Source organism: Pseudovibrio sp. Ad46, from assembly GCF_001623065.1.
Classification (GTDB): domain Bacteria; phylum Pseudomonadota; class Alphaproteobacteria; order Rhizobiales; family Stappiaceae; genus Pseudovibrio.
In genome coordinates this window covers 127,617-150,160 of sequence record NZ_LMCG01000001.1, presented here as the reverse complement: position 1 = coordinate 150,160, position 22,544 = coordinate 127,617, and the positions used below count along the sequence as shown (strand labels likewise).

22 protein-coding genes are annotated in these 22,544 nt (G+C 51.3%); 13 read left to right on the top strand and 9 right to left on the bottom strand.

The genetic code is table 11. The features are described from left to right. Window position 1: 1 nt before the first annotated feature. Window positions 2–1,150, bottom strand: a complete 1,149-nt coding sequence (locus PsAD46_RS00720; RefSeq protein WP_057460774.1) for a homoserine O-acetyltransferase — start codon at window positions 1,148–1,150, stop codon at window positions 2–4. A gap of 285 nt (window positions 1,151–1,435) precedes the next feature. On the opposite strand from PsAD46_RS00720, the gene PsAD46_RS00715 reads away from it, so the two are divergent. The 7 genes from PsAD46_RS00715 to PsAD46_RS00685 all read left to right on the top strand — a co-directional run bounded on the left by PsAD46_RS00715 (window position 1,436) and on the right by PsAD46_RS00685 (window position 7,924). Next, window positions 1,436–2,284, top strand: a complete 849-nt coding sequence (locus PsAD46_RS00715; protein WP_063305938.1) for a chorismate mutase — start codon at window positions 1,436–1,438, stop codon at window positions 2,282–2,284. A gap of 32 nt (window positions 2,285–2,316) precedes the next feature. Further along, a complete protein-coding gene (gene hisC / locus PsAD46_RS00710) occupies window positions 2,317–3,414 on the top strand; it encodes a histidinol-phosphate transaminase (RefSeq protein WP_063286124.1) in 1,098 nt (365 codons plus the stop codon). A gap of 18 nt (window positions 3,415–3,432) precedes the next feature. After that, window positions 3,433–4,368 carry a prephenate/arogenate dehydrogenase family protein gene (locus PsAD46_RS00705; protein WP_063305937.1) on the top strand — a complete coding sequence of 312 codons (936 nt, stop codon included), beginning with the start codon at window positions 3,433–3,435 and terminating at the stop codon, window positions 4,366–4,368. A 198-nt stretch (window positions 4,369–4,566) separates the two neighbouring features. Beyond that, window positions 4,567–5,175, top strand: a complete 609-nt coding sequence (locus tag PsAD46_RS00700) for a superoxide dismutase family protein (RefSeq protein ID WP_208980712.1) — start codon at window positions 4,567–4,569, stop codon at window positions 5,173–5,175. A gap of 608 nt (window positions 5,176–5,783) precedes the next feature. Further along, window positions 5,784–6,728 carry a sterol desaturase family protein gene (locus PsAD46_RS00695; RefSeq protein ID WP_063286122.1) on the top strand — a complete coding sequence of 315 codons (945 nt, stop codon included), beginning with the start codon at window positions 5,784–5,786 and terminating at the stop codon, window positions 6,726–6,728. Window positions 6,729–6,875: 147 nt separating this feature from the next. Next, window positions 6,876–7,316 (top strand): hypothetical protein, encoded by a 441-nt coding sequence (locus PsAD46_RS00690; protein ID WP_063305103.1) that lies wholly within the window; start codon window positions 6,876–6,878, stop codon window positions 7,314–7,316. Between the two features lie 2 nt (window positions 7,317–7,318). Beyond that, complete coding sequence (locus PsAD46_RS00685; protein WP_063305102.1) at window positions 7,319–7,924, top strand: TetR/AcrR family transcriptional regulator; 606 nt, start codon at window positions 7,319–7,321, stop codon at window positions 7,922–7,924. A gap of 49 nt (window positions 7,925–7,973) precedes the next feature. Here PsAD46_RS00685 and typA read toward each other — a convergent pair whose 3' ends face one another. Beyond that, window positions 7,974–9,794, bottom strand: coding sequence for a translational GTPase TypA (gene typA / locus PsAD46_RS00680; protein WP_063291199.1), 1,821 nt, complete (start codon window positions 9,792–9,794; stop codon window positions 7,974–7,976). Window positions 9,795–10,103: 309 nt separating this feature from the next. Then, complete coding sequence (locus PsAD46_RS00675) at window positions 10,104–10,484, bottom strand: hypothetical protein (RefSeq protein WP_152986549.1); 381 nt, start codon at window positions 10,482–10,484, stop codon at window positions 10,104–10,106. A gap of 291 nt (window positions 10,485–10,775) precedes the next feature. Between PsAD46_RS00675 and PsAD46_RS00670 the strand changes: the two genes are divergently transcribed. The 4 genes from PsAD46_RS00670 to folK all read left to right on the top strand — a co-directional run bounded on the left by PsAD46_RS00670 (window position 10,776) and on the right by folK (window position 14,458). Further along, window positions 10,776–11,603 (top strand): AraC family transcriptional regulator, encoded by an 828-nt coding sequence (locus PsAD46_RS00670; RefSeq protein WP_275078110.1) that lies wholly within the window; start codon window positions 10,776–10,778, stop codon window positions 11,601–11,603. Between the two features lie 173 nt (window positions 11,604–11,776). Continuing rightward, complete coding sequence (locus PsAD46_RS00665) at window positions 11,777–13,012, top strand: multidrug effflux MFS transporter (protein WP_063291124.1); 1,236 nt, start codon at window positions 11,777–11,779, stop codon at window positions 13,010–13,012. 133 nt (window positions 13,013–13,145) lie between these two features. Beyond that, window positions 13,146–13,967, top strand: coding sequence for a dihydropteroate synthase (gene folP, locus PsAD46_RS00660; RefSeq protein ID WP_063291125.1), 822 nt, complete (start codon window positions 13,146–13,148; stop codon window positions 13,965–13,967). After that, a complete protein-coding gene (folK, locus tag PsAD46_RS00655; protein ID WP_057460749.1) occupies window positions 13,967–14,458 on the top strand; it encodes a 2-amino-4-hydroxy-6-hydroxymethyldihydropteridine diphosphokinase in 492 nt (163 codons plus the stop codon). The genes folP and folK overlap by 1 nt, the downstream gene beginning before the upstream one ends. A 15-nt stretch (window positions 14,459–14,473) precedes the next feature. Here folK and PsAD46_RS00650 read toward each other — a convergent pair whose 3' ends face one another. Continuing rightward, window positions 14,474–14,995 (bottom strand): cytochrome b/b6 domain-containing protein, encoded by a 522-nt coding sequence (locus PsAD46_RS00650; RefSeq protein WP_063286115.1) that lies wholly within the window; start codon window positions 14,993–14,995, stop codon window positions 14,474–14,476. 94 nt (window positions 14,996–15,089) lie between these two features. On the opposite strand from PsAD46_RS00650, the gene PsAD46_RS00645 reads away from it, so the two are divergent. Together PsAD46_RS00645 and PsAD46_RS00640 are read left to right on the top strand one after the other, a co-directional pair. Then, window positions 15,090–15,536 carry a MarR family transcriptional regulator gene (locus PsAD46_RS00645; RefSeq protein ID WP_063291126.1) on the top strand — a complete coding sequence of 149 codons (447 nt, stop codon included), beginning with the start codon at window positions 15,090–15,092 and terminating at the stop codon, window positions 15,534–15,536. A 145-nt stretch (window positions 15,537–15,681) separates the two neighbouring features. After that, the gene (locus PsAD46_RS00640; protein WP_208981594.1) at window positions 15,682–18,141 is read left to right on the top strand and encodes a cation-translocating P-type ATPase; all 2,460 of its coding nucleotides are present in this window, start codon (window positions 15,682–15,684) and stop codon (window positions 18,139–18,141) included. A gap of 146 nt (window positions 18,142–18,287) precedes the next feature. Here the strand turns inward: PsAD46_RS00640 and PsAD46_RS00635 are convergent, their stop codons facing one another. The 5 genes from PsAD46_RS00635 to rlmN all read right to left on the bottom strand — a co-directional run bounded on the left by PsAD46_RS00635 (window position 18,288) and on the right by rlmN (window position 22,464). Next, a complete protein-coding gene (locus PsAD46_RS00635; RefSeq protein WP_057460745.1) occupies window positions 18,288–18,599 on the bottom strand; it encodes a TM2 domain-containing protein in 312 nt (103 codons plus the stop codon). A 182-nt stretch (window positions 18,600–18,781) separates the two neighbouring features. Continuing rightward, window positions 18,782–19,327 carry a hypothetical protein gene (locus tag PsAD46_RS00630; protein ID WP_063305936.1) on the bottom strand — a complete coding sequence of 182 codons (546 nt, stop codon included), beginning with the start codon at window positions 19,325–19,327 and terminating at the stop codon, window positions 18,782–18,784. Further along, on the bottom strand, window positions 19,324–19,839 hold the full coding sequence (locus PsAD46_RS00625; protein WP_063305935.1) for a metal-dependent hydrolase: 516 nt from the start codon (window positions 19,837–19,839) through the stop codon (window positions 19,324–19,326). Before PsAD46_RS00625 ends, PsAD46_RS00630 begins: the two co-directional genes overlap by 4 nt. Window positions 19,840–19,945: 106 nt before the next feature. Next, window positions 19,946–21,064, bottom strand: a complete 1,119-nt coding sequence (locus tag PsAD46_RS00620) for a hypothetical protein (protein WP_063305934.1) — start codon at window positions 21,062–21,064, stop codon at window positions 19,946–19,948. A gap of 137 nt (window positions 21,065–21,201) precedes the next feature. Further along, window positions 21,202–22,464, bottom strand: a complete 1,263-nt coding sequence (gene rlmN, locus PsAD46_RS00615) for a 23S rRNA (adenine(2503)-C(2))-methyltransferase RlmN (protein ID WP_153040660.1) — start codon at window positions 22,462–22,464, stop codon at window positions 21,202–21,204. Window positions 22,465–22,544 lie beyond the last annotated feature (80 nt).

Sequence of the window (22,544 nt, the reverse complement as noted above, 5' to 3'; positions counted from 1 at the left end):
GTCAATCACCATTTCCCGGTGCGGGAATACCTCTGGCTTTTGCTGCTCCTGTCAGGAAGCCACGCATTGTTTTGAACAGTTCAGGTTCATCAAGAAGGAATGCATCGTGTCCGCGTGAGCTCTCGATTTCAACAAAGGAGACGTTTGCTCCAGCTGCGTTGAGGGCTCGTACAATGTCTTTGCTTTCCGAGGTTGGGAAAAGCCAGTCCGTTGTGAACGACATGACGCAGAAACGGGTTGTGCTATGTAAGAATGCGTTGGCCAGTTTGCCGCCATGTGCTGCTGCGAGATCAAAGTAATCCATCGCGCGGGTTACATAGAGATACGAGTTTGCGTCGAAGCGATCGACGAAAGTCATGCCCTGATGGCGCAGATAGCTTTCGATCTGGAAGTCTGCATCGAAGCCAAAAGTGATGGCTGAGCGGTCTTGCAGGTTGCGGCCAAACTTGCTGTGCAGGCTTTCATCAGACATGTAGGTGATGTGGGCTGCCATGCGGGCAACTGACAGGCCCTTCATAGGGCGCTTGCCTTCTTTGGCATATTGTCCGTGGCACCAGTCTGGATCCGCCATGACAGCCTGACGGCCTACTTCATGGAAGGCAATGTTCTGGCTGGAGTGACGTGGACCTGCAGCGATTGGGACTGCTGCAAATACTTTTTCTGGATAGGCAGATGCCCATTGCAGCACTTGCATACCGCCCATGGAGCCGCCGACGACTGCGAAAAGAGTTTCGATACCGAGCGCTTCAACCAGTTTTGCCTGGGAGCGCACCATATCGCCGATTGTGACGACAGGCAGATCGAGCCCGTAAACCTCATCGGTTTCCGGATTGGTACATGCAGGACCAGTGGTGCCGAGGCAGCCGCCGAGCACGTTTGCACAGATGACGAAGTATTTGTCGGTGTCTACTGGCTGACCAGGACCAACCATCATGGACCACCAGCCGGGCTTGCCGGTTACGGGGTTCTCAGAGGCAACGTATTGATCACCGGTGAGGGCGTGGCACACAAGAATGGCGTTGGTCTTGTCTTCATTCAGCTCGCCATAGGTCTCATAAGCAATCTGCCAAGGCGCGAGTTCTGTACCTTCATCAAGCCGGAGAGGATTGTCTGAACCAAATCGCATGAGCTTGCTGGCAGGCATATCCATCTGTGCCGCTGCAACACTGGCTTGTGTTGAGGGTGAGATATTCGGAGTCTTCTCCGGTTTTGCGCTGGCAGTCTCAGTCATGTTTTCTTCCGCGGTGTTGTGAAGGCGAATTGGGTGTTCCTCTAAAGGATTGCAAGAGAGTTTTTGCTAGGTGCCAATTGGCAGTGTGTCAACGTTTTCTTTTGCTTTCACCGTCGTTGTTTCCTATGAATTTACATAGGTTCTGTTCAATAATTCGAGTGGGTTAGTGCAATGTCTGGGTCTTCATCAGTTTCGGATTCAAAAATGAGCTTGTCTCAAGTCCGCGATAAACTAGATGAAGTTGATGATAAATTGCATGCCTTGCTTATGGAGCGTGCTGACCTGATTGAGCATATTGTTGCGGCAAAAGCTGAACAAGGTTCTATGCATGCTGTTTTTAGGCCCTCTCGTGAAGCAGATATTATACGGCGGTTGGTTGAGAACCATCGCGGTGTTCTGCCTATTATGTCATTGGAACATATTTGGCGTGAGATAATCTCTTCGCTCACAAATGCCCAGACAACTTATCGTGTACATCTTGATGGAAGTGCAGATCGACTCGCAATGAGTGAGCTGACACGCTTCTACTTTGGTTACGCCATTGAACAGCAACGCGAGATAGACCCCTCTGCTGTGCTTGCGGCGGTTGATTATTCACAGGTCGATCTTGGTGTGATCGGGTTAGAAGAGCGTGCAGAAACGCCTTGGTGGCGTGGCATGGGCGCACGGGATGATGGCACCAATGGTCCTTCGATTATTGCAAGGCTTCCGTTTTTGGTTGTTCAGGATAGGCCTGCTGATCTGCCTGCTGTTGTGGTTGCGGCTCAAACTGCTGAAACTGAGAAGCCGGATATTTGTGTTTACGATGTGCGCTGGACGGGAGCTATACCGAGCTCATTGATGCACAAAGGTATAGAAGTGTTGAGTTTTTATCGCAGTTTTGAAGGCGTAGATGCGCTATTAGCTGTTCCGGGGAATATATCCGAGCAGGAGCTGGCGACTTTCTTTGAAACTGCTGAGGCGACGCCGGATAAACTTAGATATGTCGGTGGATACCCCGCGCCGCTTGACCTAGATGATGAATTTGATAGTGAAGCAGACGCAGTTGGTTAAATTGCGTGTTTTTTGAATAAAGGAATGAGTTGATGGAAGAGCAGGTAGTACGCCCTGTCCCTCGTGCTGGTGTGTTGGCAATTGATCCGTATGTACCCGGTAAGGCGAAGGCAAATGGTGGCCATAAACTACATAAGCTCTCTTCCAATGAATCTCCTTTAGGTGCGAGCCCGAAAGCGCTTGAAGCTTACCGCACCATTTCCGAGCTTCAGTTTTACCCTGATGGCAGCGCTGGCGAACTTCGCACAGCAATTGGTGAAGTATACGGCCTGAACCCGGATCACGTTATTTGTGGCTGTGGCTCTGACGAAGTGCTGAGCCTGCTGGCCTATGCCTATCTGGGTGAAGGCGATGAGGCTATTTATACCACGCACGGCTTCCTTGTTTATAAGATTGCGATCCACGCAGCTGGTGCGACACCTGTTGTTGCCCCAGAAAAAGACCTGAAAACGGATGTGGATGCCATTCTGGAACGCGTGACCGAGAAAACCAAAATGGTTTTTGTGGCCAATCCGAACAATCCGACCGGCACTTATATTCCGTTTGACGAAGTTAAGCGTTTGCACGCCGGGTTGCCGAAGACCTGTATTCTGGTTCTCGACGCGGCCTATGCTGAGTATGTGCGCCGGAATGACTATCAGTCCGGTATTGAGCTTGTTGCGAACTCCGAAAACGTTGTTATGACACGGACGTTCTCCAAGGCTTATGGTCTGCCTGCGCTGCGTGTTGGCTGGGCGTATGGTCCTGAGCATATCATTGATGCGCTGGGCCGTATTCGCGGGCCGTTTAACATGAATGCTGCTGCGATTGCAGCTGGCGCTGCTGCTGTGCGTGATCAGGCGTTTATTGAGCAGGCAGTTAGCCACAATAACGAATGGTTGCCGTGGGTAGTTAACGAACTGACCAAACTAGGTCTTGACGTAACGCCAAGTGTCGGCAATTTCATTCTGATCCATTTCCCTGAGGAACAGGGGAAGCGGGCTGTCGATGCGGATGCCTTCCTGCTGGAACGCGGGTGTGTGCTGAGGCAGGTGAAAGCCTATGGATTTGACAATGCCTTGCGCATGTCAATCGGTAGTGAGGAAGCCAACAGAGATGTTGTTGCTGCTCTCTCTGAATTTCTGAAGTAGTTCTAATAGAAGGTCTCCATGTCTGAACCCTTGTTTAGCCGGGTCGCACTGATTGGTATCGGTCTGATCGGCTCATCTCTTTCGCATGTCATGCGCCGCGAAAAGCTGGCGGGTGAAATTGTTATATCCACACGCTCAGAAGTTACTCTGAAGCGTGCGGAAGAGTTGAAACTTGGGGACCGATATTATCTGGACGCAGCAGAAGCCGTAAAAGGGGCAGACCTTGTAATCGTTTGTGTGCCGGTTGGTGCATGTGGAGCCGTGGCGAAAACTATTGGCCCTCATTTAGCTGAGGGGGCGATTGTGACTGACGTAGGTTCTGTGAAGGCCTCCGTTATTTCGGCAATGAAGCCGCATATGCCGGAAGGTGTGCATTTTATTGCAGGCCATCCGGTTGCTGGTACTGAGTATTCTGGCCCTGATGCGGGTTTTGCCTCTCTTTTTGAGAACCGCTGGTGCATTCTTACACCAGACAGCGACAGTGATGCGGGTGCTACCGCGCGTCTGGCTGCCTTTTGGGAAGCGTGTGGCTCTCATGTGGACACCATGGATGCTGAGCACCACGATCTTGTGCTGGCTGTTGTGTCTCACCTACCGCATATCATCGCCTACAACATTGTTGGTACGGCTGATGATCTGGAAACGGTGACAAAGTCAGAAGTGATCAAATACTCTGCTTCCGGTTTCCGTGACTTCACACGTCTGGCGTCTTCTGATCCAACTATGTGGCGTGATGTGTGCCTGAACAACAAAGAAGCCATTCTTGAAATGCTGTCTCGTTTTTCTGAGGATCTGTCTGCCTTGCAGCGTGCGATCCGGTGGAGTGATGGCGATGCCTTGTTCAAGCTGTTTGCGCGGACCAAAGATATTCGCCATCAGCTTGTTGAAGCCGGTCAGGAATCTGCAGCGCCGAACTTTGGTCGTGAGAACGAAAAAGGCGAGCCAGCTGAATAAGATCTCGCTGGTTTTGAAAGAGTTTAGCCCGGGTCAGATCAGTTCTGATCCGGGTTTTCTTTTGAAGGTGTAACCAAGACTGGTCAACTTATCAGTTGGGCAAGCGGTGTTGATTTACCTAGGTTTCAAGAGTGATTTTGATGTGGCCTCAACGCTGAATACTCTGCGCGTGGACAGAGCGCTTTCAGGAGTTTTTGGATGATGAAGCTGAGTGGATTGGCAGCAGTTGTTGCAGCCGGGTTTGCTGTTGCGAGTTTTGCTGCGATGGCTTCTAAAGAAGATCAGGTGCCCGCTGGGCCGACTGCCGTTGCCATTATGAAAGACGTTGATGGCAAGCAGGTTGGCCGTGTGGTGTTGACTGAGACTTTGAGCCAGACGCTCCATATTACTGCGGCCTTTGATGGTTTGCCTGCTGGTGTGCATGGGTTCCATGTTCATGAAACCGGCCTTTGTGAGCCAACTTTCTCGGCTGCGGGCGGTCATTTTGCACCTGAAGGGCATGAGCACGGGATTGAAGTTCCTGATGGTCCGCATGCGGGAGACCTTCCAAATCTTCATGTTCCCGAGAATGGAAAGATTGTCGTCGAGTATTTCTCCGAAATCTTAGACCTGGCTCCCGATGACAAGGATAGCCTCATTGGTGGTCCGGGCAGGGCGCTGATTGTTCATGCTGATCCGGACGACTATCACAGTCAGCCGACTGGTGATGCCGGAGGGCGGATTGCTTGTGGGGTGATTGTACCGATCAAGCAAAATGCAGATAGTTTCCAGAGCTACCCTGAAGAAACGCCTAGTGACGGCAAATAGTTCTAGCACCGCACGGCATCGCCGGCGGTGTTGAAGCATGGATTCCCGAAAGTTCGGGAGTGAGCAAGGCGAGCAGGCAGTGCCTGCGCATTGTAAGTAAATTAGTTTCTTCGGCATCGGCTGCTCGCCTTGCCCGGGCGTTTTTGTATGAAACAAGGTCTCCTCCGAAAGGCATTGGGAGCAGGCACTATCAACGATGCACACACTTGCCAGAGACAGGTGTGATTGTCGATGATAGCTAAACGCCTGCCAGTGTAGACGCCCATCGGGTGACCAGCTTCCGCTTGGTCCCTGCACTAAAGACTTTCAAGGGGTGTTTCAACGAACCCGCCGGGTGATGCGTTACTTCACCCGGTAGCTCCGCCCAGCCCACGCCGCACTGATGGACGGTCCACCAGCTGCCCGAATACGTGAGCACAAAACTGAGAATAAGCGTGGTTGAGGGCAGGGGGATAAGTTTTTGAAGTTCTCTGCTCCTCTTGCATTGTTTCTTGGGGGCGCCCTCCCGGTTTGATGACATATACAGGAGTGTGTTACCGTAAGGGTAACTTGCCCGTGGGTGTGGGGTACACTTCGGGTTTTGAGTTCGGTTTGGGAGGGCCATCTCAATGGAGTTTTTTGACCCTATATCGTATGCGGTGCCGTTTTTTATCATTCTCATGATTGTAGAAGGTGTGGCTTTAAAGCTGCGTGGGATTGATGGATATGAAGTCAAAGATACGTTTTTCAGTCTGGCAATGGGGATTGGGAGTCTCATCGCTGGGATCGCGCTAGGCACATCCATGTCTTATGCGGCGCACAGCTGGATTTATGGATATCGTCTTATCGAGACTATTCCTATCAACTGGTGGACCATCCTGATCTGCTTTGTGCTCTATGACTTGGCCTATTACTGGAAACACCGCTTTGGCCACGAGTATCGATGGTTCTGGGCGAGTCATGTCAATCACCATTCTTCTCAGCGGTATAATCTTTCAACGGCACTGCGTCAGACGTGGACGGGGACAATCACACTGACGTTCATCTTTGGCTTGCCCATAGCGCTTCTCGGATTTCAACCGGAGATGATCTTCTTCGTTGCAGCCTGGAACTTGCTCTACCAGTTTTGGATTCACACTGAGCTGGTTGATCGTATGGGGCCATTTGAGTGGATCTTTAACACACCGAGCCATCATCGCGTCCATCATGCGACCAACCCGCGATATCTGGATTCCAACTATGCGGGGACGCTGATTATCTGGGATCGGATGTTCGGGACGTTCAGTCCGGAAGTTGCAGAGGACCCGCCGCGCTACGGGATTGGCAAGAACCTTGAGACCAACAACCTGCTGATTGTGGCGTTTCATGAATGGATTGCCATGGTCAAGGATTTGAAGACCGCAAGATCCCTGAGAGATGTCCTCGGCTATATGTTTCGTACGCCGGGATGGACGCCTGATAACTCACGAATGACCACAACGAAGGCCAAAGCGAATTGGAAACGGAAGCAGGCTGTGAAGACAGCCGAACTTGGGACCGTGGAGGAGCAGAAGGTGCAAGAGCCTGCTGAGTAACCGTAACTCTATGTAATCGGTACAAAACCCCGGTGCACATGTGCGTCGGGGTTTTTCTTGTTCACGCGGAGTTGAGGCGAGTGCTGTTGACCTGAGGCCGAAACCAACCATAAATAACGATATCGTTACTTATGGTTGGAGGGAGCCATGATTACGGAATCTGGAAATCTATCGGGCACTGGTTCAACAGGTCTTTTGCGCGCGGCTCTTTTGGGCAATGCGATATTCTCTGCCATATGCGGTGTTGTCATGGTGTGGATGCCTCACCGTGTCTCTGCGGTGTTAAACTGGCAGGGCCCCAATCTCTGGCTCTTTGTTGGGCTGGGTTTGCTTGTGTTTGCAGGCGCATTGTTGTGGCAAGGAAAACAGGGCTGGCCTTCGGTAGCATGGGGTACATTGTTTAGTCTTGGTGATTACGGGTGGGTCATCGGAACTGTTTTGCTGGGTATGTTTGCGCCAACTGTGATGAGTGGTGATGGTTGGATGATTGCATGGGGTATCTCAGCAGTTGTTGCGTTGTTTGGCAGCCTTCAGCTTTTAGGGATTGCCCGAATGATGCGAAAAGCCCTGGATGCCATTGAGGAATGAGTATGAAACAGACCAATCCAGTGCGTACGTCTAAGCGGGGTAATAGCCGCTCAGATATCCTGAAGGCTGCTTTGCTAGAGTTTATCGACCGTGGTGTCGATGGCGTGCGGATGGAGCATGTAGCAGATCGGGCAGGCTATAATAAAGCACTAGTTTATAAGCATTTTGGGTCCAAAGAGCGGCTGTTTGAAGCTGTTTTAACCGCGCAGTTTCAAGAACGGGAGCAGACGCGTTCCAGTATCTCAGGTGATCTTTCTGAGATGTTGATGGGGTGGTCTCAAGCCAACAAAGGTGATGCCGATTTCTTCAAGTTACTCATGAGGGAGGCGTTGGATTTTGAAGGTGATTGCCCTGTGCATGCCGACCAGAGGAAAGCTTATTATACGCAACAGATTGCTGTGTTGGCTGACTTGCAAAAAGAGGGGAGGTTGCCGACAACATTGGAGCCACACTACCTGTTTCTGGCGTTGCTTGGGACGCTTTCAATTCCGCAGCTTTTGCCGCAAGTGGCAGAGTTGGTTGTCGGTGACGCACCGGGGGGGGAAGAGTTTGAACAGGGACTGGCGGTGTTTTTGAAGGCCTTTGGAGAGGTCCTATCGCCCAAATAAAAGGGAGAGCCGAAGCCCTCCCTCAAATAACTCATCAATTTAAGCGGTCTTAAGACGCTTTGTTTGATGCACGTTCGGCGCGCTTACGGTCATGTGGGCACAGCAGTGCTTTACGCAGACGGATGGATTCTGGGGTTACTTCCACCAGTTCATCTTCAGCGATGTAAGACAGTGCGCCTTCGAGGCTCAGCTTGATTGGGGTGGTCAGCTTAACAGCATCGTCCTTACCGGAAGAACGGATGTTGGTGAGCTGCTTGCCCTTCAGAACGTTCACTTCAAGGTCGTTACCGCGTGTGTGTTCACCAATGATCATGCCCTGGTACACTTTTGTGCCCGGATCAATCATCATTGGGCCACGGTCTTCCAGGTTGAACAATGCGTAAGGAACAGCATCGCCCTGACCGTTGGACAGCAGAACGCCAGTGTTACGACCCATAATTGCGCCTTTGTAAGGTGCATATTCATGGAACACACGGTTGAAGATCGCGGAACCGCGGGTGTCTGACATCAGCTCAGCCTGGTAACCGATAAGGCCACGGGTTGGAGCGTGGAATACCAAACGGGAGCGACCGCCACCGGATGGGCGCATTTCAAGAAGCTCACCTTTGCGTTCGGTGATCTTTTTAACAACAGCACCCTGGAACTCATCATCAACGTCGATGATAACTTCTTCGATTGGCTCAAGACGCTTACCAGCTTCGTCTTCCTGATAAACAACGCGAGGACGACCTACGCAAAGTTCGAAGCCTTCACGGCGCATGTTTTCGATCAGGATTGCGAGAAGCAATTCACCACGACCGGAAACGATGAAGGAATCTGCTTCTGCAGTTTCTTCGATCTTAAGCGCAACGTTACCTTCAGCTTCCTTCATCAGACGCTCGCGGATAACGCGGGACTGAACTTTGGAGCCTTCCTGACCTGCCAGAGGACCGTCGTTGACGCGGAACATCATGGACAGGGTTGGCGGATCGATTGGCTGTGCCTGAATTGGCTCGCTTACCTGAGGAGCAACGATTGTGTCTGCCACGGTTGCTTTGGTCAGACCAGCGATGGAGACGATGTCGCCTGCTTCGCCTTCTTCAATTGCCTGACGCTCAAGACCACGGAACGCGAGAACCTTGGAGATACGGCCAGTTTCGATCACACTGCCATCACGTGACAGCGCTTTGATCGCCATATTCGGGGTCGCAACGCCAGATGCGATGCGGCCTGTGAGAATGCGACCAAGGAACGGATCAGATTCGATTGTTGTTGCGAGGAGGCGGAATTCGCCTTCTTCAGCCTGTGGCTCTGCAACTTTGTCGAGGATCATGTCGAAGAGTGGCGCCATGGAATCCTGAGGACCAGCTGGCTCCAGAGCCATCCATTCCTGCTTAGCGGAGCCATATACGACCGGGAAGTCGAGCTGTTCTTCGTTTGCATCCAAAGACGCGAACAGGTCGAACACTTCGTCGAGTACTTCGTCAGCGCGCTGCTCTGGTTTGTCGATTTTGTTGATCGCAACGATTGGCTTCAGGCCGAGCTTCAGCGCTTTACCAAGTACGAACTTGGTCTGCGGCATTGGGCCTTCAGCTGCGTCTACGAGCAGTACAACGCCATCTACCATATGCAGAATGCGCTCTACTTCACCGCCGAAGTCAGCGTGACCTGGTGTGTCAACGATGTTGATACGTGTGTTGTTCCAGACCAAAGAGGTGTTCTTGGCAAGGATGGTGATGCCGCGTTCACGCTCGATGTCATTGGAGTCCATCATGCGTTCTTCGGTGCGCTGGTTTTCGCGGAAGACGCCGGACTGCTTCAACAAGACGTCAATAAGGGTCGTCTTGCCGTGGTCAACGTGGGCGATGATCGCAATATTGCGAAGTTTCATGGTGGCTCCGTCTGGCCATAGGAAGTCGCGGCGTGTGGGAGGATCATGAGGTGCCCGATCCACGCCATTCCTTCAATCTGGTTTTTCTCTAATGAAAGATGCGCTCTTCTATCCTATTTTTGTGTCAATTCAAACCATCTCGCTAAAAAACTGCTAAGTATTTAGTCGAGCTCACTTTTTTACTGGTGAGCCTGGTTTTTTGAATAGACTTTGCCGGAAAAAGAACGCAATTCAGCATCTGTTTAGCTGATAAGTCATCGTTCGGATATTAGAATATGAGGCTTTCGGTGCAAAAGTGTGCCAGATCACTTACTCTTCATTTATGAAGTTGTAATCATCGACAGATAGCAAACCGGATTTTCTTACCAGTCTGGAGCGTACGTCGACTTCTGCAAGGTCGTAGGCGTGCATCCATTGGCACTCATCGGGGCAGCGACCGACGATATCGTAGTTTTTTCCGGCAGGGATGTAGAACTCTTCGAAGGGCTCCAGATTGATAAACTGGCCGTTGATGCCTATAGACATACCCGAGGTGAGAGCGACAAAGATTTCTTCTGCCTCAGCAAATAAATTTCTCCAGATGCGGCCTGGCGTGTCGATTTGGTGGTGAAATGCGTAGCCACGTTCGCGAAAGCTTGCTTGCAGCTCCTGTTTCTGTTGTTCAAGGTGAGACAGTTCAGCTAAAAGCAAGCAATGCTCCTTTAATTTAGACCTTAGGCTAACTAATAAATTATGGGTAAGCACCATCCGAAGACAGTCGCTTGACTACAAAAAGGAATATGGCAATCTAATACCATTCAATATCGCAATATTGGGTATTGCAATCCCCAATATTTACACCAACTTATTCGTGGTGGGTGATTAAAAGACAATAGAATACCCCCTGTGCGCGTAATCCCAAAAGTTGTTGGAAAACCAATGCAATTTGCAACCCAACAGTGGTTAGAAGAATGGTTTGCCCCACTCGCTCAAAGCGAGGGTGTGAGTGCAACCAGACATGAATGTGTCGAAGTGATTCGCATGACAACGGCGACAAAGCCTCGCGCTGTTATGTATTCACCAAGCATTCGTATCGTTTTTCAGGGTCTGGTCAGAGGCCATTTGGGTAGTCAGAGTTTCCTCTATTCCCAGCAAAGCTATGCCGCGCTCGTCTCTCCGATCCCGCTTGAGATTGAGATTGTAGAAGCGTCTCCTGAGAAGCCTCTCTATGCGGTCAATTTGGCGATCGATATCAATGTCTTGGCAGAACTGATGCTGCTTATCGAGCAAGAGCCTCTCGAGTTTGAGTATGGCGAAACGCTCGGTCGACCAGCGCATCTGTCTGAAGAGGCATTGTTTTCTGTTTGTCGCCTGATGCAGACGCTAAATAGCGAAGAACAAACTAAAATTCTCGCTGATGGGTACTATCGCGAGTTTTTGTACCACGTGCTCAAGTCCGAGTACGGTGCAAGCCTGAGGGTGCTGTTCCAGAATAGTGAGAAGTCTCAAGGGATTGCGCGAGTTCTTCAAGTGTTGCACGAGGATTTCTCAACAAATCTCAGCGTAGACCAAATGGCGAAGATGGCATGTATGAGCATTTCTGCTTTCCATGCTGGCTTTAAAGGAGCTACCGGTCTTTCTCCGCTGCAGTATGTTAAGTCGATCCGCTTGCATAAGGCGCGGTCTATGATGCTGAGCCAGAACATGAGCGCCAGTCAGGCTGCTTATCGGGTTGGTTATGCAAGTCCGTCGCAGTTCAGCCGTGAGTTCAAGCGTTTCTTTGGCAGCTCTCCAACTCAGGAAGCAGCGAAGTTTCGTGTTTTAGCGTAACGCATAATGTGCTCGCTTATAGGTTTTTGACACGCGCACTCTGAAAGGAGGGCGCGTGTTTTTCGTTGTGCGCTCTTCGCAATTTTCCTAGAGTTGCCGCGCATCTGATGATTATCAAGAAAACTGGTGAAGCGCATACGGGATAGCTCAGTGCCTTGCCTTGGGGTTCGGGAATGACAAAGGCAACGGGTACACACACAGAGCTTAAGCTCTCGGCTGGTCGTACGGCTGTCATTGGCGCGTTGCTGGTGACGATTGGCCCGCTTTCCATGGCGCTTTATACGCCTGCTCTGCCGACTTTGGCGGAGGTGTTTGGGACGACGGCTGCTGTCGCCAAGCTTACACTGACCGTTTATTTTGCAGGCTTCACGCTGGCGCAGCTGTTGTGCGGGCCTCTTTCTGATGCGTTTGGGCGTCGTCCTATCATTCTCGGGTTCTTCAGCTTGTATTTGCTCGGCAGCCTTTTGGCGTGGCTGGCGCCGAACATTGAAATGCTGCTGCTTGGCCGGCTGATACAAGGGATTGGTGCGTCCAGCGGAATTGCGGTGGCGCGCGCGATTGTGCGAGATCAGTTTTCTGGTGAGGCTGGTGCACGGATTATGAACTTGCTGGCCGTGATGCTGGGGATCGGGCCTGCTATCTCTCCGACAATTGGTGCTTTAACGCTCAGCGCGTTTGGCTGGCAGGCGATCTTTATTCTGATGGTGATCTATGCCGGGTTCATCCTGCTGTTAACGCTCACCGTTTTGCCGGAAACCAATTCTCACCGAGATGTGAAGCTTATTCGTCCAAGGCAGATGGCGACTTCCTATTGGACGCTGCTGAGGTCTTTTGAGTTTATGCAGCCCTCGCTGATCCTCGGGTTTACCATTGGTGTGATCTATACGCTCTCGACGGTCTTGCCGTTTGTTTTGATTGAGCGGCTTGGGTTGACGCCTTTGCAGTTCGGCATGGGGATGGTGCTTCAGTCAGGTTCGTTCTTTGCTGGTGGCGTGGCCACTCGGCTGCTTCTACGGCGGTTCAGCACAGAGGCGCTTCTTGGGCCGGCGCTGGTTTTGTGCGGCTTGGGTGGATTGGCGTTGTTTACAGTCACGCAGCTTGAATATCTGAGCTTTTTGAGCATCATGATCCCGATTGGTGTGTTTGCTTTTGGCGCTTCAATGGCTCTGCCAGCTCTCTCTATGCGGGGAATGGAGCCGTTTCCCAAGATTGCAGGGGCCGCTTCTGCTTTGATGGGCTTTATGCAGATGGCGGGTGGTTTTCTGGGAAGTCTGGTTACCGCGATTGTTGTGCCTGATCCTGTGACTGCTCTGGGCGTTGTGATGCCAGGCATGGCCTTTCTCGCGTTGTTCCTGTTTGTGTTGCCGGTAAAAAAACGAGACGTGGAAGAACAGTCTGTCAGTCCTTAAAAGCACGCTGATTTGATCACCATGCAGTAAATATCGGCCATATCTTGTAGCAGGTAGAAAAGGTCTTTTGATTTTTGCTGGAAACAAAGGCGATGGGAGGCTATGAGGGGCCAGAAATTGGGAGGGAACCCTTATGGCAGAGTTTGATCATGGATTGCTGGAAAGCTCTCAGCGTCCGCTCGTCATGGGCATATTGAATGTAACTCCAGACAGCTTTTCTGATGGCGGACAGTTTGATGCGCCAGCAGTGGCGTTGGCGCATGCAAATGAAATGATCGCTGAAGGTGCTGACATCATTGATGTTGGCGGCGAGAGCACGCGGCCCGGAGCGACGGTTGTTCAGGAACAGGATGAGCTGGAGCGTGTTCTGCCGGTTCTTGAGCTGATCAAAGAACTGCCGGTGCTGATTTCCATTGATACCTATAAGGCGAGAGTTGCTGCTGAGGCTTGCAAGGCCGGTACGCATATCGTGAATGACGTTTGGGGTCTGCAGAAAGACCCTGAGATGGCTGATGCTGTGGCAGATGCTGGTGTGCCGGTGATTATGATGCATAACCGCACAGAGGTGGATGAGCAGCTGGATATCATGAGTGATATCGACCGCTTTTTTGAGAGATCCCTCAAGCTGGCCTCTGATGCGGGCATTGCCGAAGAACATCAGATTCTTGATCCCGGTTTTGGGTTTGGCAAAACTCTTCAGCAGAACTATCAGATCCTGAGCCGGCTCTCAGAACTTCGGAAATTCGGCCGTCCTGTCCTAGCGGGAGCTTCTCGCAAGCGGATGGTTGGATATGTGTTGAATAATGAAGCGCCAGAGCGTATGGCTGGGTCGCTTGCAGTACATACGCTGGCTCTGCAAAACGGAGCACAGATCCTGCGAGTTCATGATGTGAAACCGCACGTGGATGCAGTACGGATCTTCCAGGCGATGAAGGAACTAGGCAGCAGCCAATAATGACACAAGAAAAAATTGTTGCAGCTCTAGGTTTGGGCTCAAATCTTGGCGATACAAAAGCGAATATCGACGGTGCAGTGGCCGCATTGAATGCCGTCGACGGAATCTCAGTTTTGCAGAAATCATCTGATTATCGGACTCCGCCTTGGGGACCTGTGCCACAGGATGATTACCGCAATTGTTGCATTACCGTGGAGACGGTTCTTTCTCCGCGTGCGCTGTTGAATGCCGGTCTTGATGTTGAGAAGCAGCTGGGCCGTGTGCGTGATGTGCGCTGGGGCCCACGGACGATTGATATTGATCTTCTGATCTATGATCATGCAAGCGTTGAGGAAGAGGGACTTCAGGTGCCTCATCCGCGCATGGGCGAGCGTGCCTTTGTGCTTATTCCGCTTGCCGAGATCTGGCCGGAGGCACCGCTATTGGATGGGCGAACCGCTGCAGAAGCGTTGGAAACCTGCGGAGAGAAAGAAGGCATCTACAAGCTGTAGATGCCTTGTCTTTGATCAGGCCGTTTTCATTCTGGCGACAAGATTATCTTTCAGTACCAGTTGATGATACAGCGCTGCGATGACGTGCAGCGCAAATGATGCAAGCAAGATCGGGGCTGCGTAGCCATGGATTGCGGCTGGCGGGATGGTGATGTTTTCTGGCCAGGCTTGCCAGTCTCCTGCCATCGCAAGTTCCATGAGGCCTGCAAACAGAGACATGCTCATGCCGGAGATGACCAGAGCCAGGGGCGCGAGGTAGAGGAGCAAGTGGACCAGCTTGGATAAGCTGATCATGACGATGCCCCAATTGGGATCTGGTTTTGGACGCGCATGCTTGATCAACAGGACGATGCGATAGACCAGGAACAGGCCTGTCAGAGCGCCTAGCCCTGCATGTGCCATGAAGATATTGAGCTTTTCAGGCGAGATTGCGCTTCCTTCGAGAACTTTTCCCAAAATGAACACAGCAATGATGGTGACGGCGAACAGCCAATGAAGGATGATTGTCGGGCGGCTATATTTTTGTGGTGATGACATTGGGCTTACCTTTGGCGATAGGAATGTAGTTATTTTAGTTTACATGTAAATTAGATGTCAATAATATAATAAGATCAAAATATTCAGGAATTCGATGACCGAGACCCCCTCATATCTGCCCTCTATGGGGCGACTGCTGAACACCTTGTCTGAAGCAGCTTGCAACTTGGCTGAGGACTACTTACGTCCGCACGATATTTCTCTGGCGCAGTGGGTCGTGCTTTCTGCGTTGTGGCGGCAAGATGGACTGAACGTCTCGGAGCTTTCGGAGTATTCAAGCAAGAAGACAGCTGCGCTTTCTCGCTTGCTGGACCGCATGGAGAGCAAGGGGCTGGTCAGCCGTAGTGCTGTTGAGGATGACAAGCGGTCGGTGAAAATCCATCTCACGGAGAAAGGGCAGGGACTGTCTCATCTGATTGATATGTATAAGCATGTGAATGGGATTTTGTTGTCAGATTTGACCGAAACTGAGAAGGAACAGTTGCTCCCAATGCTGGAGCGTATGCTCAAAAGCGTTCAGGTGAAATCCAGAAAGTCGTGAAATCTGAACCTGATACTAGCGTTCTCTGTCAAAACAGCAGGGGCTTCCGAAAAGAAAATTCATAGAATTTGCATTTTGCTCTTGAAGCTATAGCGACTAGAGGTCTTATCTTCTCTTGCAATGAAGAAATTGCATGGAGTGGATCATGTCCAACGCGGAAGATCGAGGCCAGAAACTCTCTCCGGAAGAGATCGAAGATCAAACCACGAAAAGCTGCTGTTCTAACAAAGCGGTGCAGCCTCAGGATACTGAGGGTTCCTGCTGTTCTGGTGACAGTGCTGTTCAAGAGAACGAGACCTCTTGCTGCTCCTCCGATCATGATAGCTCTGAAGATGATTGCTGCAGTTCTGCTAGAGAGCATGAGCATACGCATATACATGCCCATACAGGTTGCGGGTGTTCCAGCCAGAGTGAAGCGGCTATCCCCGATGTAACCAACTGGAAGGGCGCACGTTCTTTCCGGGTTGAGGGGCTGTGCTGCGCGGAAGAGATGGGAATTCTTCGCCGTGTTGTTGGGCCTGTTGTTGGTGATCCTGAATACCTTGCGTTTGATGTTTTGAACGGCAAGATGATCGTCTCTCCTGTTGCTCGTGACGTCGCTGATGAGGAGATCATCAAGGCGGTTGATACGACAGGCATGAAGGCTGCTTTGTTCATTGAACAAGAAGCAGCGGATGCACGTGCAAAGCAGCATCGGCGCCTTGGTACATTTACAGTTGCCAGTGGCTTGTTCTGGGCAATTGCGCTTGTTGTTCAGGGGGGGCTGTTTTTCTCCAGCACCAACTCTACGGATGTGTTTAGTGTTTTCCAGTCCGTGCCGTCCGGGCCGGTAGAGGTTCTGTACATGCTCGCCATCGTCGCAGGATTGCGGTTGGTGGCGCCTAAAGGATGGTATGCTCTCAAGACATTGCGGCCTGATATGAACCTGTTGATGCTGGTTGCTGTCGCTGGTGCTATCGGCATTGGAGAGTGGTTTGAAGGTGCGACGGTTGCCTTCCTGTTTTCTCTCTCGCTTTATCTGGAAAGCTGGAGTGTTGGGCGGGCGCGTAAAGCTGTTGCAGCGCTTATGGATATTGCCCCAACCGTTGTTCGCTTGCTCAAGCCTAACGGAAGTGAAGAAGACGTTCCTGCCAACAGTGTGAAGCCTGGCGCGACTTTTGTTGTTCGCGGTGGGGATCGTATTCCGCTTGATGGCGTCGTGCGCAAAGGTGTTGGCAGTGTCGATCAAGCTCCTATCACGGGTGAAAGTGTGCCCGTGATGAAAGAGGCGGGTGATGATGTTTATGCTGGTACCATCAACGGGGAAGGCAGCTTTGAAGTAGAAGCAACCAAGGGTGCTGATGACACTATGCTTGCCCGCATTATTCGCATGGTGAGTGAGGCGCAGGCCCGGCGTGCTGCAGCAGAGCAGTGGGTCGAGAAGTTTGCCCGCGTTTACACGCCTGCGGTGATGGTTCTTGCGATTTTGCTCGCTACGATTCCACCTCTGCTGTTTGGTGCAGCCTGGATGGATTGGTTCTACCGTGCCCTTGTGCTGCTGGTTATTGCCTGCCCATGTGCGCTGGTTATCTCTACGCCCGTCTCCATCGTGGCTGGCTTGACCTCAGCAGCTCGCAATGGCGTGCTGATTAAGGGCGGTGTTTTCCTTGAATTGCCTGCGCGGTTGAAAGCTTTGGCCTTTGACAAGACTGGCACCATAACAAACGGCCTGCCGACTGTGACTGATGTTTATCCGTTGTCTGGGCATAGCGTTGAGGAGCTTCTTACACGTGCTGCTTCTTTGGAAGCTCGAAGCTCTCACCCACTTGCAGAAGCTATCCTGACACGTGCTAAGGAATATGGTGTTGAGTATCAGGCTGCTGAGAATGTTGAGCTGTTGCCGGGTCGTGGTCTTTCTGGCCAACGCAACGGTAAGAGCTACTGGCTGGGATCTCGTCGCTTCCTGAATGAAAAGGACTTCGAGATTGGTGAAGCCGATGCGAAGGCTCGTGAACTTGAAGCTGAAGGGAAGACCGTTGTTGCAGTTGGAACTGACGCGCATGTCTGCGGGTTGATTGCCCTGGCTGATACCGTTCGCGATACGGCAGAAGAGCTGGTCTCTCAACTGCATAAAGCTGGCGTTGAGAAGCTGGTTATGCTGACTGGTGATAATAAAGCGACGGCTGAACGTGTTGCCTCCTCTGTCGGGATTGATGAGGTGCGTGCCGAGTTGCTGCCGGAAGATAAGGTCGCAGCCGTTGAGCAGCTCTCTCATGAATATGAAACAGTTGCGATGATCGGCGATGGTGTGAATGATGCGCCTGCCATGGCACGAGCCAGCTTTGGCATTGCGATGGGTGCGATTGGTTCGGATGCTGCTATTGAGACCGCTGATATCGCGTTGATGAAAGATGATCTTTCCCGCTTGCCGTGGCTCATTCACCATTCCAAGCGGACGCTCCAGATCATTCACCAGAACATCGCATTTGCATTTATCGTGAAGGGTATTCTGGTGGTGCTGACCGCAATGGGCTTCGCCAGCCTCTGGGCCGCGATCCTGGGTGATGTGGGAGCCACGTTGATTGTGGTGACCAACGCTCTGCGACTGCTGAAGGACAAAGCGTAATAGCTAAAGCAGTTCGCATTTAAGCTGAACCACATGAACTGCTTTAGCCTTTGTTTTTGCGTATCTTTATCCGAAAACCGGTTTCTACTTTTTGGAGATACGCTGTAAAAGAAAAGCCGAGGTGGTTTGCCTCGGCTTTTTATTTCTTACTTTATGTAGAGCGCAGTTTCATTTGCGATCTGAATGTTTTTGTTGCGCGCAGCGCCCATAATCAGGAACCAATCGATCAACGTCCAGATGCCGAGTGCACCGAGTGTGATGAGCTTGAGGATTCCGAGGCCGATCTGACCGGTGTAGAAGCGGTCGATGCCAAAGCTGCCGAGGAACAGGCCAAGCACGAGTGCTACAACAGGGTTCTTTTCTCTGCCTGCAAACATCACGTCAAAGTCAGACTGTTTTTCAGCTGGGATGTTATCTCTCAGTGCTTTCAACTGCATAAAGTAATTTGCTTTGTTCATAATTCACCTTTCAATTGCACAGATGTGCGGGTGCAAATTCTTGATCGAAGAAGTAGCTCTTATATCTTTTGAATTGCAATCTGCAAGGTTTATATCGGTATCTTTTCGTCTGTTAAATTACTTAGTTGTTAGAGGCGGTTGGAAATTGGAGGTCTCGTCATTTGAGAGGTGAAATGACTGCCTTAACGAGAGGCTTGCGGAGAAGAGGGTTTGTTGATCCACCATCCGCCTGACTCTCGACCAGCAACAGTCCAGTAGATAAAACCTGCGATAAATCCGGCTGATGCTGCAATGGATGAGCCGGGGCGGAAGCCTTCGGAGGCTGGTGTTGGGATTGTGGTTCCTGATGTTGAATAGGCGATGATACTGCCCGTCTCGCTGGATGCATAAAACAAGTCGGTTGGAAGAGCTCCGCCAATGCCCCAAAGTACCAGCGCGATAATACCACTTGCGGATACGTGGTAGATAACGCCGCGCCATTTCATGAGTTCTGCAAAGCCAATTGCGAAGCCGCTTGGAATGAGAGAGAGCGCGCCAATCGCGCTTGCAGAGATGATGGTACTCCATGTGATCACCAGCAACTGAATGATGTCAGTCTCTGGTCCACCGTGAACACTCAAAGTTCTGAAAAAGCCCCAGGATAAAAACAGGCCCGCCGCAATGATTGCGAGTGAGAAACCAAGAGCAATCCGGAGCAGCTGGATGAAGAGCTTGGTTCCGTCGATCATTGTGCAGTCCTTTGCATCTGTCTCTGGTGTCTAGGAAAACGGCTCGCCCAGAATACACCAAGAGCTACTGAGCAAATGAGGATTTCAAATGCAAATGTCCAGTGCAATATGAAGCTCCAAATATAGTTGTCATAGATAGCTGGAATTTTGACCAGTTCAACTTGAAGTTTGGAAAATGGTGCAAGCCAGAATACGGGAGCAGCAACACTATCAAGGAGCATATGTAAAAGGCCGCCCATACCAAGGCCAAGCGGAATGACCCCAACACGGAAGTTCCGATGCAAAAGCACGACAGACAGGGCTATAAGCATTATCCATGTTATCGGCCAGTGAGTAAGGTAGTGTCTGTGATGGGTGCTTTGATTGTCTATGAGATAGAAATAAAGCATGTCAGCGTCAGGTAAGACGCTGCCAATTGAGGTCCACATGACGAGCTGTTTAGATTTTTGACCGAGGTATTTGGTTGCTGCTTTTCCGAGTAGATAGCCGGCGGGCAAATGGGCAATAAACATGATTGAAACCAATAGACTATGAAGTTCTGAGAAGCTTCAATCATGACTGTGGCGAGAGTTTGTGATGATCGCACAAAACACGCTGAATTCAATAAACGATTGGGTTTCAGCTGTTCTGTGTTCTGGTCAGCAGCATGGCTACGCTGATGAAGTGGAAGTCGTAGAGGTGTGGAGCCTCGCGGACGCGCTCTTCGCCTCGGGCATAGATGTTGTCGAGGAGCTCGCTGAGGTTTGGAGTGCCTGAGAGAGTGGCCTGTAGTGGAGCTTCAGTGAAGGCGCGGTAGAAGTTTACCATCTGGTTTGCGTAGGCTGATGCGTCGTTGTCTTGTTTGTACTGATCAACAAAGGGGACAGGTGTTTCGTAGCATTCTGCTTTGTCTATGGTGAACAGGTGAGATAGCGAGCCACTTTCGGGTTTTACGGGTGCTGTGAGCTGCTCCAAGCTGCGTATGTAGACAGGATGGTAATAGCGCTCGTAGGTATCCTGAGAGATTGAACCGTTGGCGACATGATCGAGCAAAGACAGATTGAACAAGTTTACGATTCCGTCTGCGGTTGAGACATGTTCATTTCTGCCAACAGTTTGCAGCAGGAGTTTGCCGCCGGGCTCAAGCTCATTTGCCCGTGCCTTCAAAAATGTTTCCAGATCATAAGCAGCCTGTTTCTCGAAGACTTCTTTATCCTGTGCTGAAATTGAGCCTCTCTCGTTAGCGAGGCTCGGGCCGTTGGGCATAACGTAATCGGGCAGACGCTCCAACGGGCGCTCAGAGAGGAACACCGTGGCATTGAAGGATGTGGCCAGATGCGTGGAGCCGGGAGGCAAAAGCTGGTTGAACATGGAACCACCGACAATGCTGCCGAAAACAGTTGGATCGGTGTAGGGTGGCTGGGCACGGTTGCCGATGGCGTCAAGCAGGGTGGAGTAATCGTTACTAGGCAGATCGCTATGGATTGTCTGGATCGAGTTGGAACCGCGCTGTCTGGCAGCTTCAGTGAGCTGCGCCATGATCTGCATTGAGTTTGCGCCTTCAGAACACCCATAATCTACAAAACGCAGGAGAGAGCTGTCGTTTGGTATTGCCAGGCTGGTAATGGCTTCATGCAGCCATGGATACACATATGCAATCGTGGCTTGTTGTGGTGTTGAGTTCTTGTTGTAAAAACCCTCACCCTTCATGCCGGTGGTTGTGGCGTTCTTTTGTGAGGAATGTGCTTTCTCGGTCATTGCATCTATGTCCAATCTATCGCTCCGTCCTAAGGAGCACGATATTCAAACTCTATGCATATGAAGTGAACGAGACAAAGAAGGCCGGCGTTTCAGACAAACGCCGGCCTTCTTTTTGTAATCTTGCTTTATTTTGCTTAGGCGTCGCCTTGAGCCTGTGCTTTTTCCAGTGCTTCACGCTCAGATTTACGAAGACGCTCTGAAGCTGACTTCAGCTGGCCGCAGGCTGCGAAGATATCGCGACCGCGTGGTGTGCGGATTGGAGAAGCATAGCCTGCGCGGTTCACGACATCTGCAAACTCTTCGATCTGTTCCCAATCAGAGCACTCATATGGAGAGCCCGGCCATGGGTTGAATGGCAGCAGGTTGATTTTTGCCGGGATGCCTTTGAGCAACTGGACCAGTTTCTTTGCATCTTCCAGGCTGTCGTTGACGCCCTTCAGCATCACGTATTCGAAGGTGATGCGTTTTGCGTTGGACAAGCCCGGATAATCACGACATGCCTGCAGCAGTGTTTCCAGATTGTACTTCTTGTTGATCGGAACCAGCGTGTTGCGCAGCTCGTCATTCACAGCGTGTAGTGAGATTGCCAGCATGCAGCCGATTTCATCGCCTGTGCGTGCTATCTCTGGTGTTACGCCAGATGTGGATAGTGTGATGCGGCGCTTGGAGAGGGACAGGCCGTCTCCATCAGACGCGATCAGAAGTGCTTTCTTGACGTTCTCGAAATTGTAAAGCGGCTCGCCCATGCCCATCATCACGATGTTGGTGATACGGCGACGGTTGGATGTGGATGCATCCAAGCCACCTTCCGGAGCATCTGCATCCGGGAAGTCGTTGAGGCGATCTTTCGCGAGCATGAGCTGCGCAAGGACCTCTTCAGCTGTCAGGTTGCGAACCATCTTCTGTGTGCCGGTGTGGCAGAACGTGCAGGTGAGGGTACAGCCGACCTGGGAAGAGATGCAGAGCGTGCCGCGATCTTCTTCCGGAATGTAGACGGTTTCGACTTCAACCGGCTTGCCAGCACCGCGTGATGGAAAGCGGAACAGCCATTTACGGGTGCCATCAACGGAGACCTGTTCTGTGACGATCTCTGGACGGGCAATGGTAAAGGCAAACTCCAGCTTAGTGCGCAGGTCTTTTGAGACATTGCTCATTTTGCCGAAATCGGAAATGCCCCGGACATAGAGCCAGTGCCACAGCTGGTTGACGCGCATGCGGATCTGGCGCTCAGGGACTCCAACTGCAGCAAGGGCATTGCCTAGTTCTTCACGGTTTAAGCCGATCAGAGATGGCTTTTCTTCCTGCACAGGAATGGTTGCAGGAGAAGGGTTTGCTGCGCTGGTTGCCGCCGGATCAGCGGATTTGTGCGCGATGTCTAACGATACCGCCATGGTCATTCACCAGTTTTTCTTAGATGCTTGGCTTTAAGCTTATGTTCTTTGCGTATTCAAACCCGAAAAATGTGCCTCACTTTTCG

Coding starts and splice junctions, on each gene's coding strand:
- PsAD46_RS00720 (WP_057460774.1), bottom strand. CDS start 1,150: ATGGATATGCCTGCCAGCAAGCTCATGCGATTTGGTTCAGACAATCCT.
- PsAD46_RS00715 (WP_063305938.1), top strand. CDS start 1,436: ATGAGCTTGTCTCAAGTCCGCGATAAACTAGATGAAGTTGATGATAAA.
- hisC (WP_063286124.1), top strand. CDS start 2,317: ATGGAAGAGCAGGTAGTACGCCCTGTCCCTCGTGCTGGTGTGTTGGCA.
- PsAD46_RS00705 (WP_063305937.1), top strand. CDS start 3,433: ATGTCTGAACCCTTGTTTAGCCGGGTCGCACTGATTGGTATCGGTCTG.
- PsAD46_RS00700 (WP_208980712.1), top strand. CDS start 4,567: ATGATGAAGCTGAGTGGATTGGCAGCAGTTGTTGCAGCCGGGTTTGCT.
- PsAD46_RS00695 (WP_063286122.1), top strand. CDS start 5,784: ATGGAGTTTTTTGACCCTATATCGTATGCGGTGCCGTTTTTTATCATT.
- PsAD46_RS00690 (WP_063305103.1), top strand. CDS start 6,876: ATGATTACGGAATCTGGAAATCTATCGGGCACTGGTTCAACAGGTCTT.
- PsAD46_RS00685 (WP_063305102.1), top strand. CDS start 7,319: ATGAAACAGACCAATCCAGTGCGTACGTCTAAGCGGGGTAATAGCCGC.
- typA (WP_063291199.1), bottom strand. CDS start 9,794: ATGAAACTTCGCAATATTGCGATCATCGCCCACGTTGACCACGGCAAG.
- PsAD46_RS00665 (WP_063291124.1), top strand. CDS start 11,777: ATGACAAAGGCAACGGGTACACACACAGAGCTTAAGCTCTCGGCTGGT.
- folP (WP_063291125.1), top strand. CDS start 13,146: ATGGCAGAGTTTGATCATGGATTGCTGGAAAGCTCTCAGCGTCCGCTC.
- folK (WP_057460749.1), top strand. CDS start 13,967: ATGACACAAGAAAAAATTGTTGCAGCTCTAGGTTTGGGCTCAAATCTT.
- PsAD46_RS00650 (WP_063286115.1), bottom strand. CDS start 14,995: ATGTCATCACCACAAAAATATAGCCGCCCGACAATCATCCTTCATTGG.
- PsAD46_RS00645 (WP_063291126.1), top strand. CDS start 15,090: ATGACCGAGACCCCCTCATATCTGCCCTCTATGGGGCGACTGCTGAAC.
- PsAD46_RS00640 (WP_208981594.1), top strand. CDS start 15,682: ATGTCCAACGCGGAAGATCGAGGCCAGAAACTCTCTCCGGAAGAGATC.
- PsAD46_RS00635 (WP_057460745.1), bottom strand. CDS start 18,599: ATGAACAAAGCAAATTACTTTATGCAGTTGAAAGCACTGAGAGATAAC.
- PsAD46_RS00630 (WP_063305936.1), bottom strand. CDS start 19,327: ATGATCGACGGAACCAAGCTCTTCATCCAGCTGCTCCGGATTGCTCTT.
- PsAD46_RS00625 (WP_063305935.1), bottom strand. CDS start 19,839: ATGTTTATTGCCCATTTGCCCGCCGGCTATCTACTCGGAAAAGCAGCA.
- PsAD46_RS00620 (WP_063305934.1), bottom strand. CDS start 21,064: ATGACCGAGAAAGCACATTCCTCACAAAAGAACGCCACAACCACCGGC.
- rlmN (WP_153040660.1), bottom strand. CDS start 22,464: ATGACCATGGCGGTATCGTTAGACATCGCGCACAAATCCGCTGATCCG.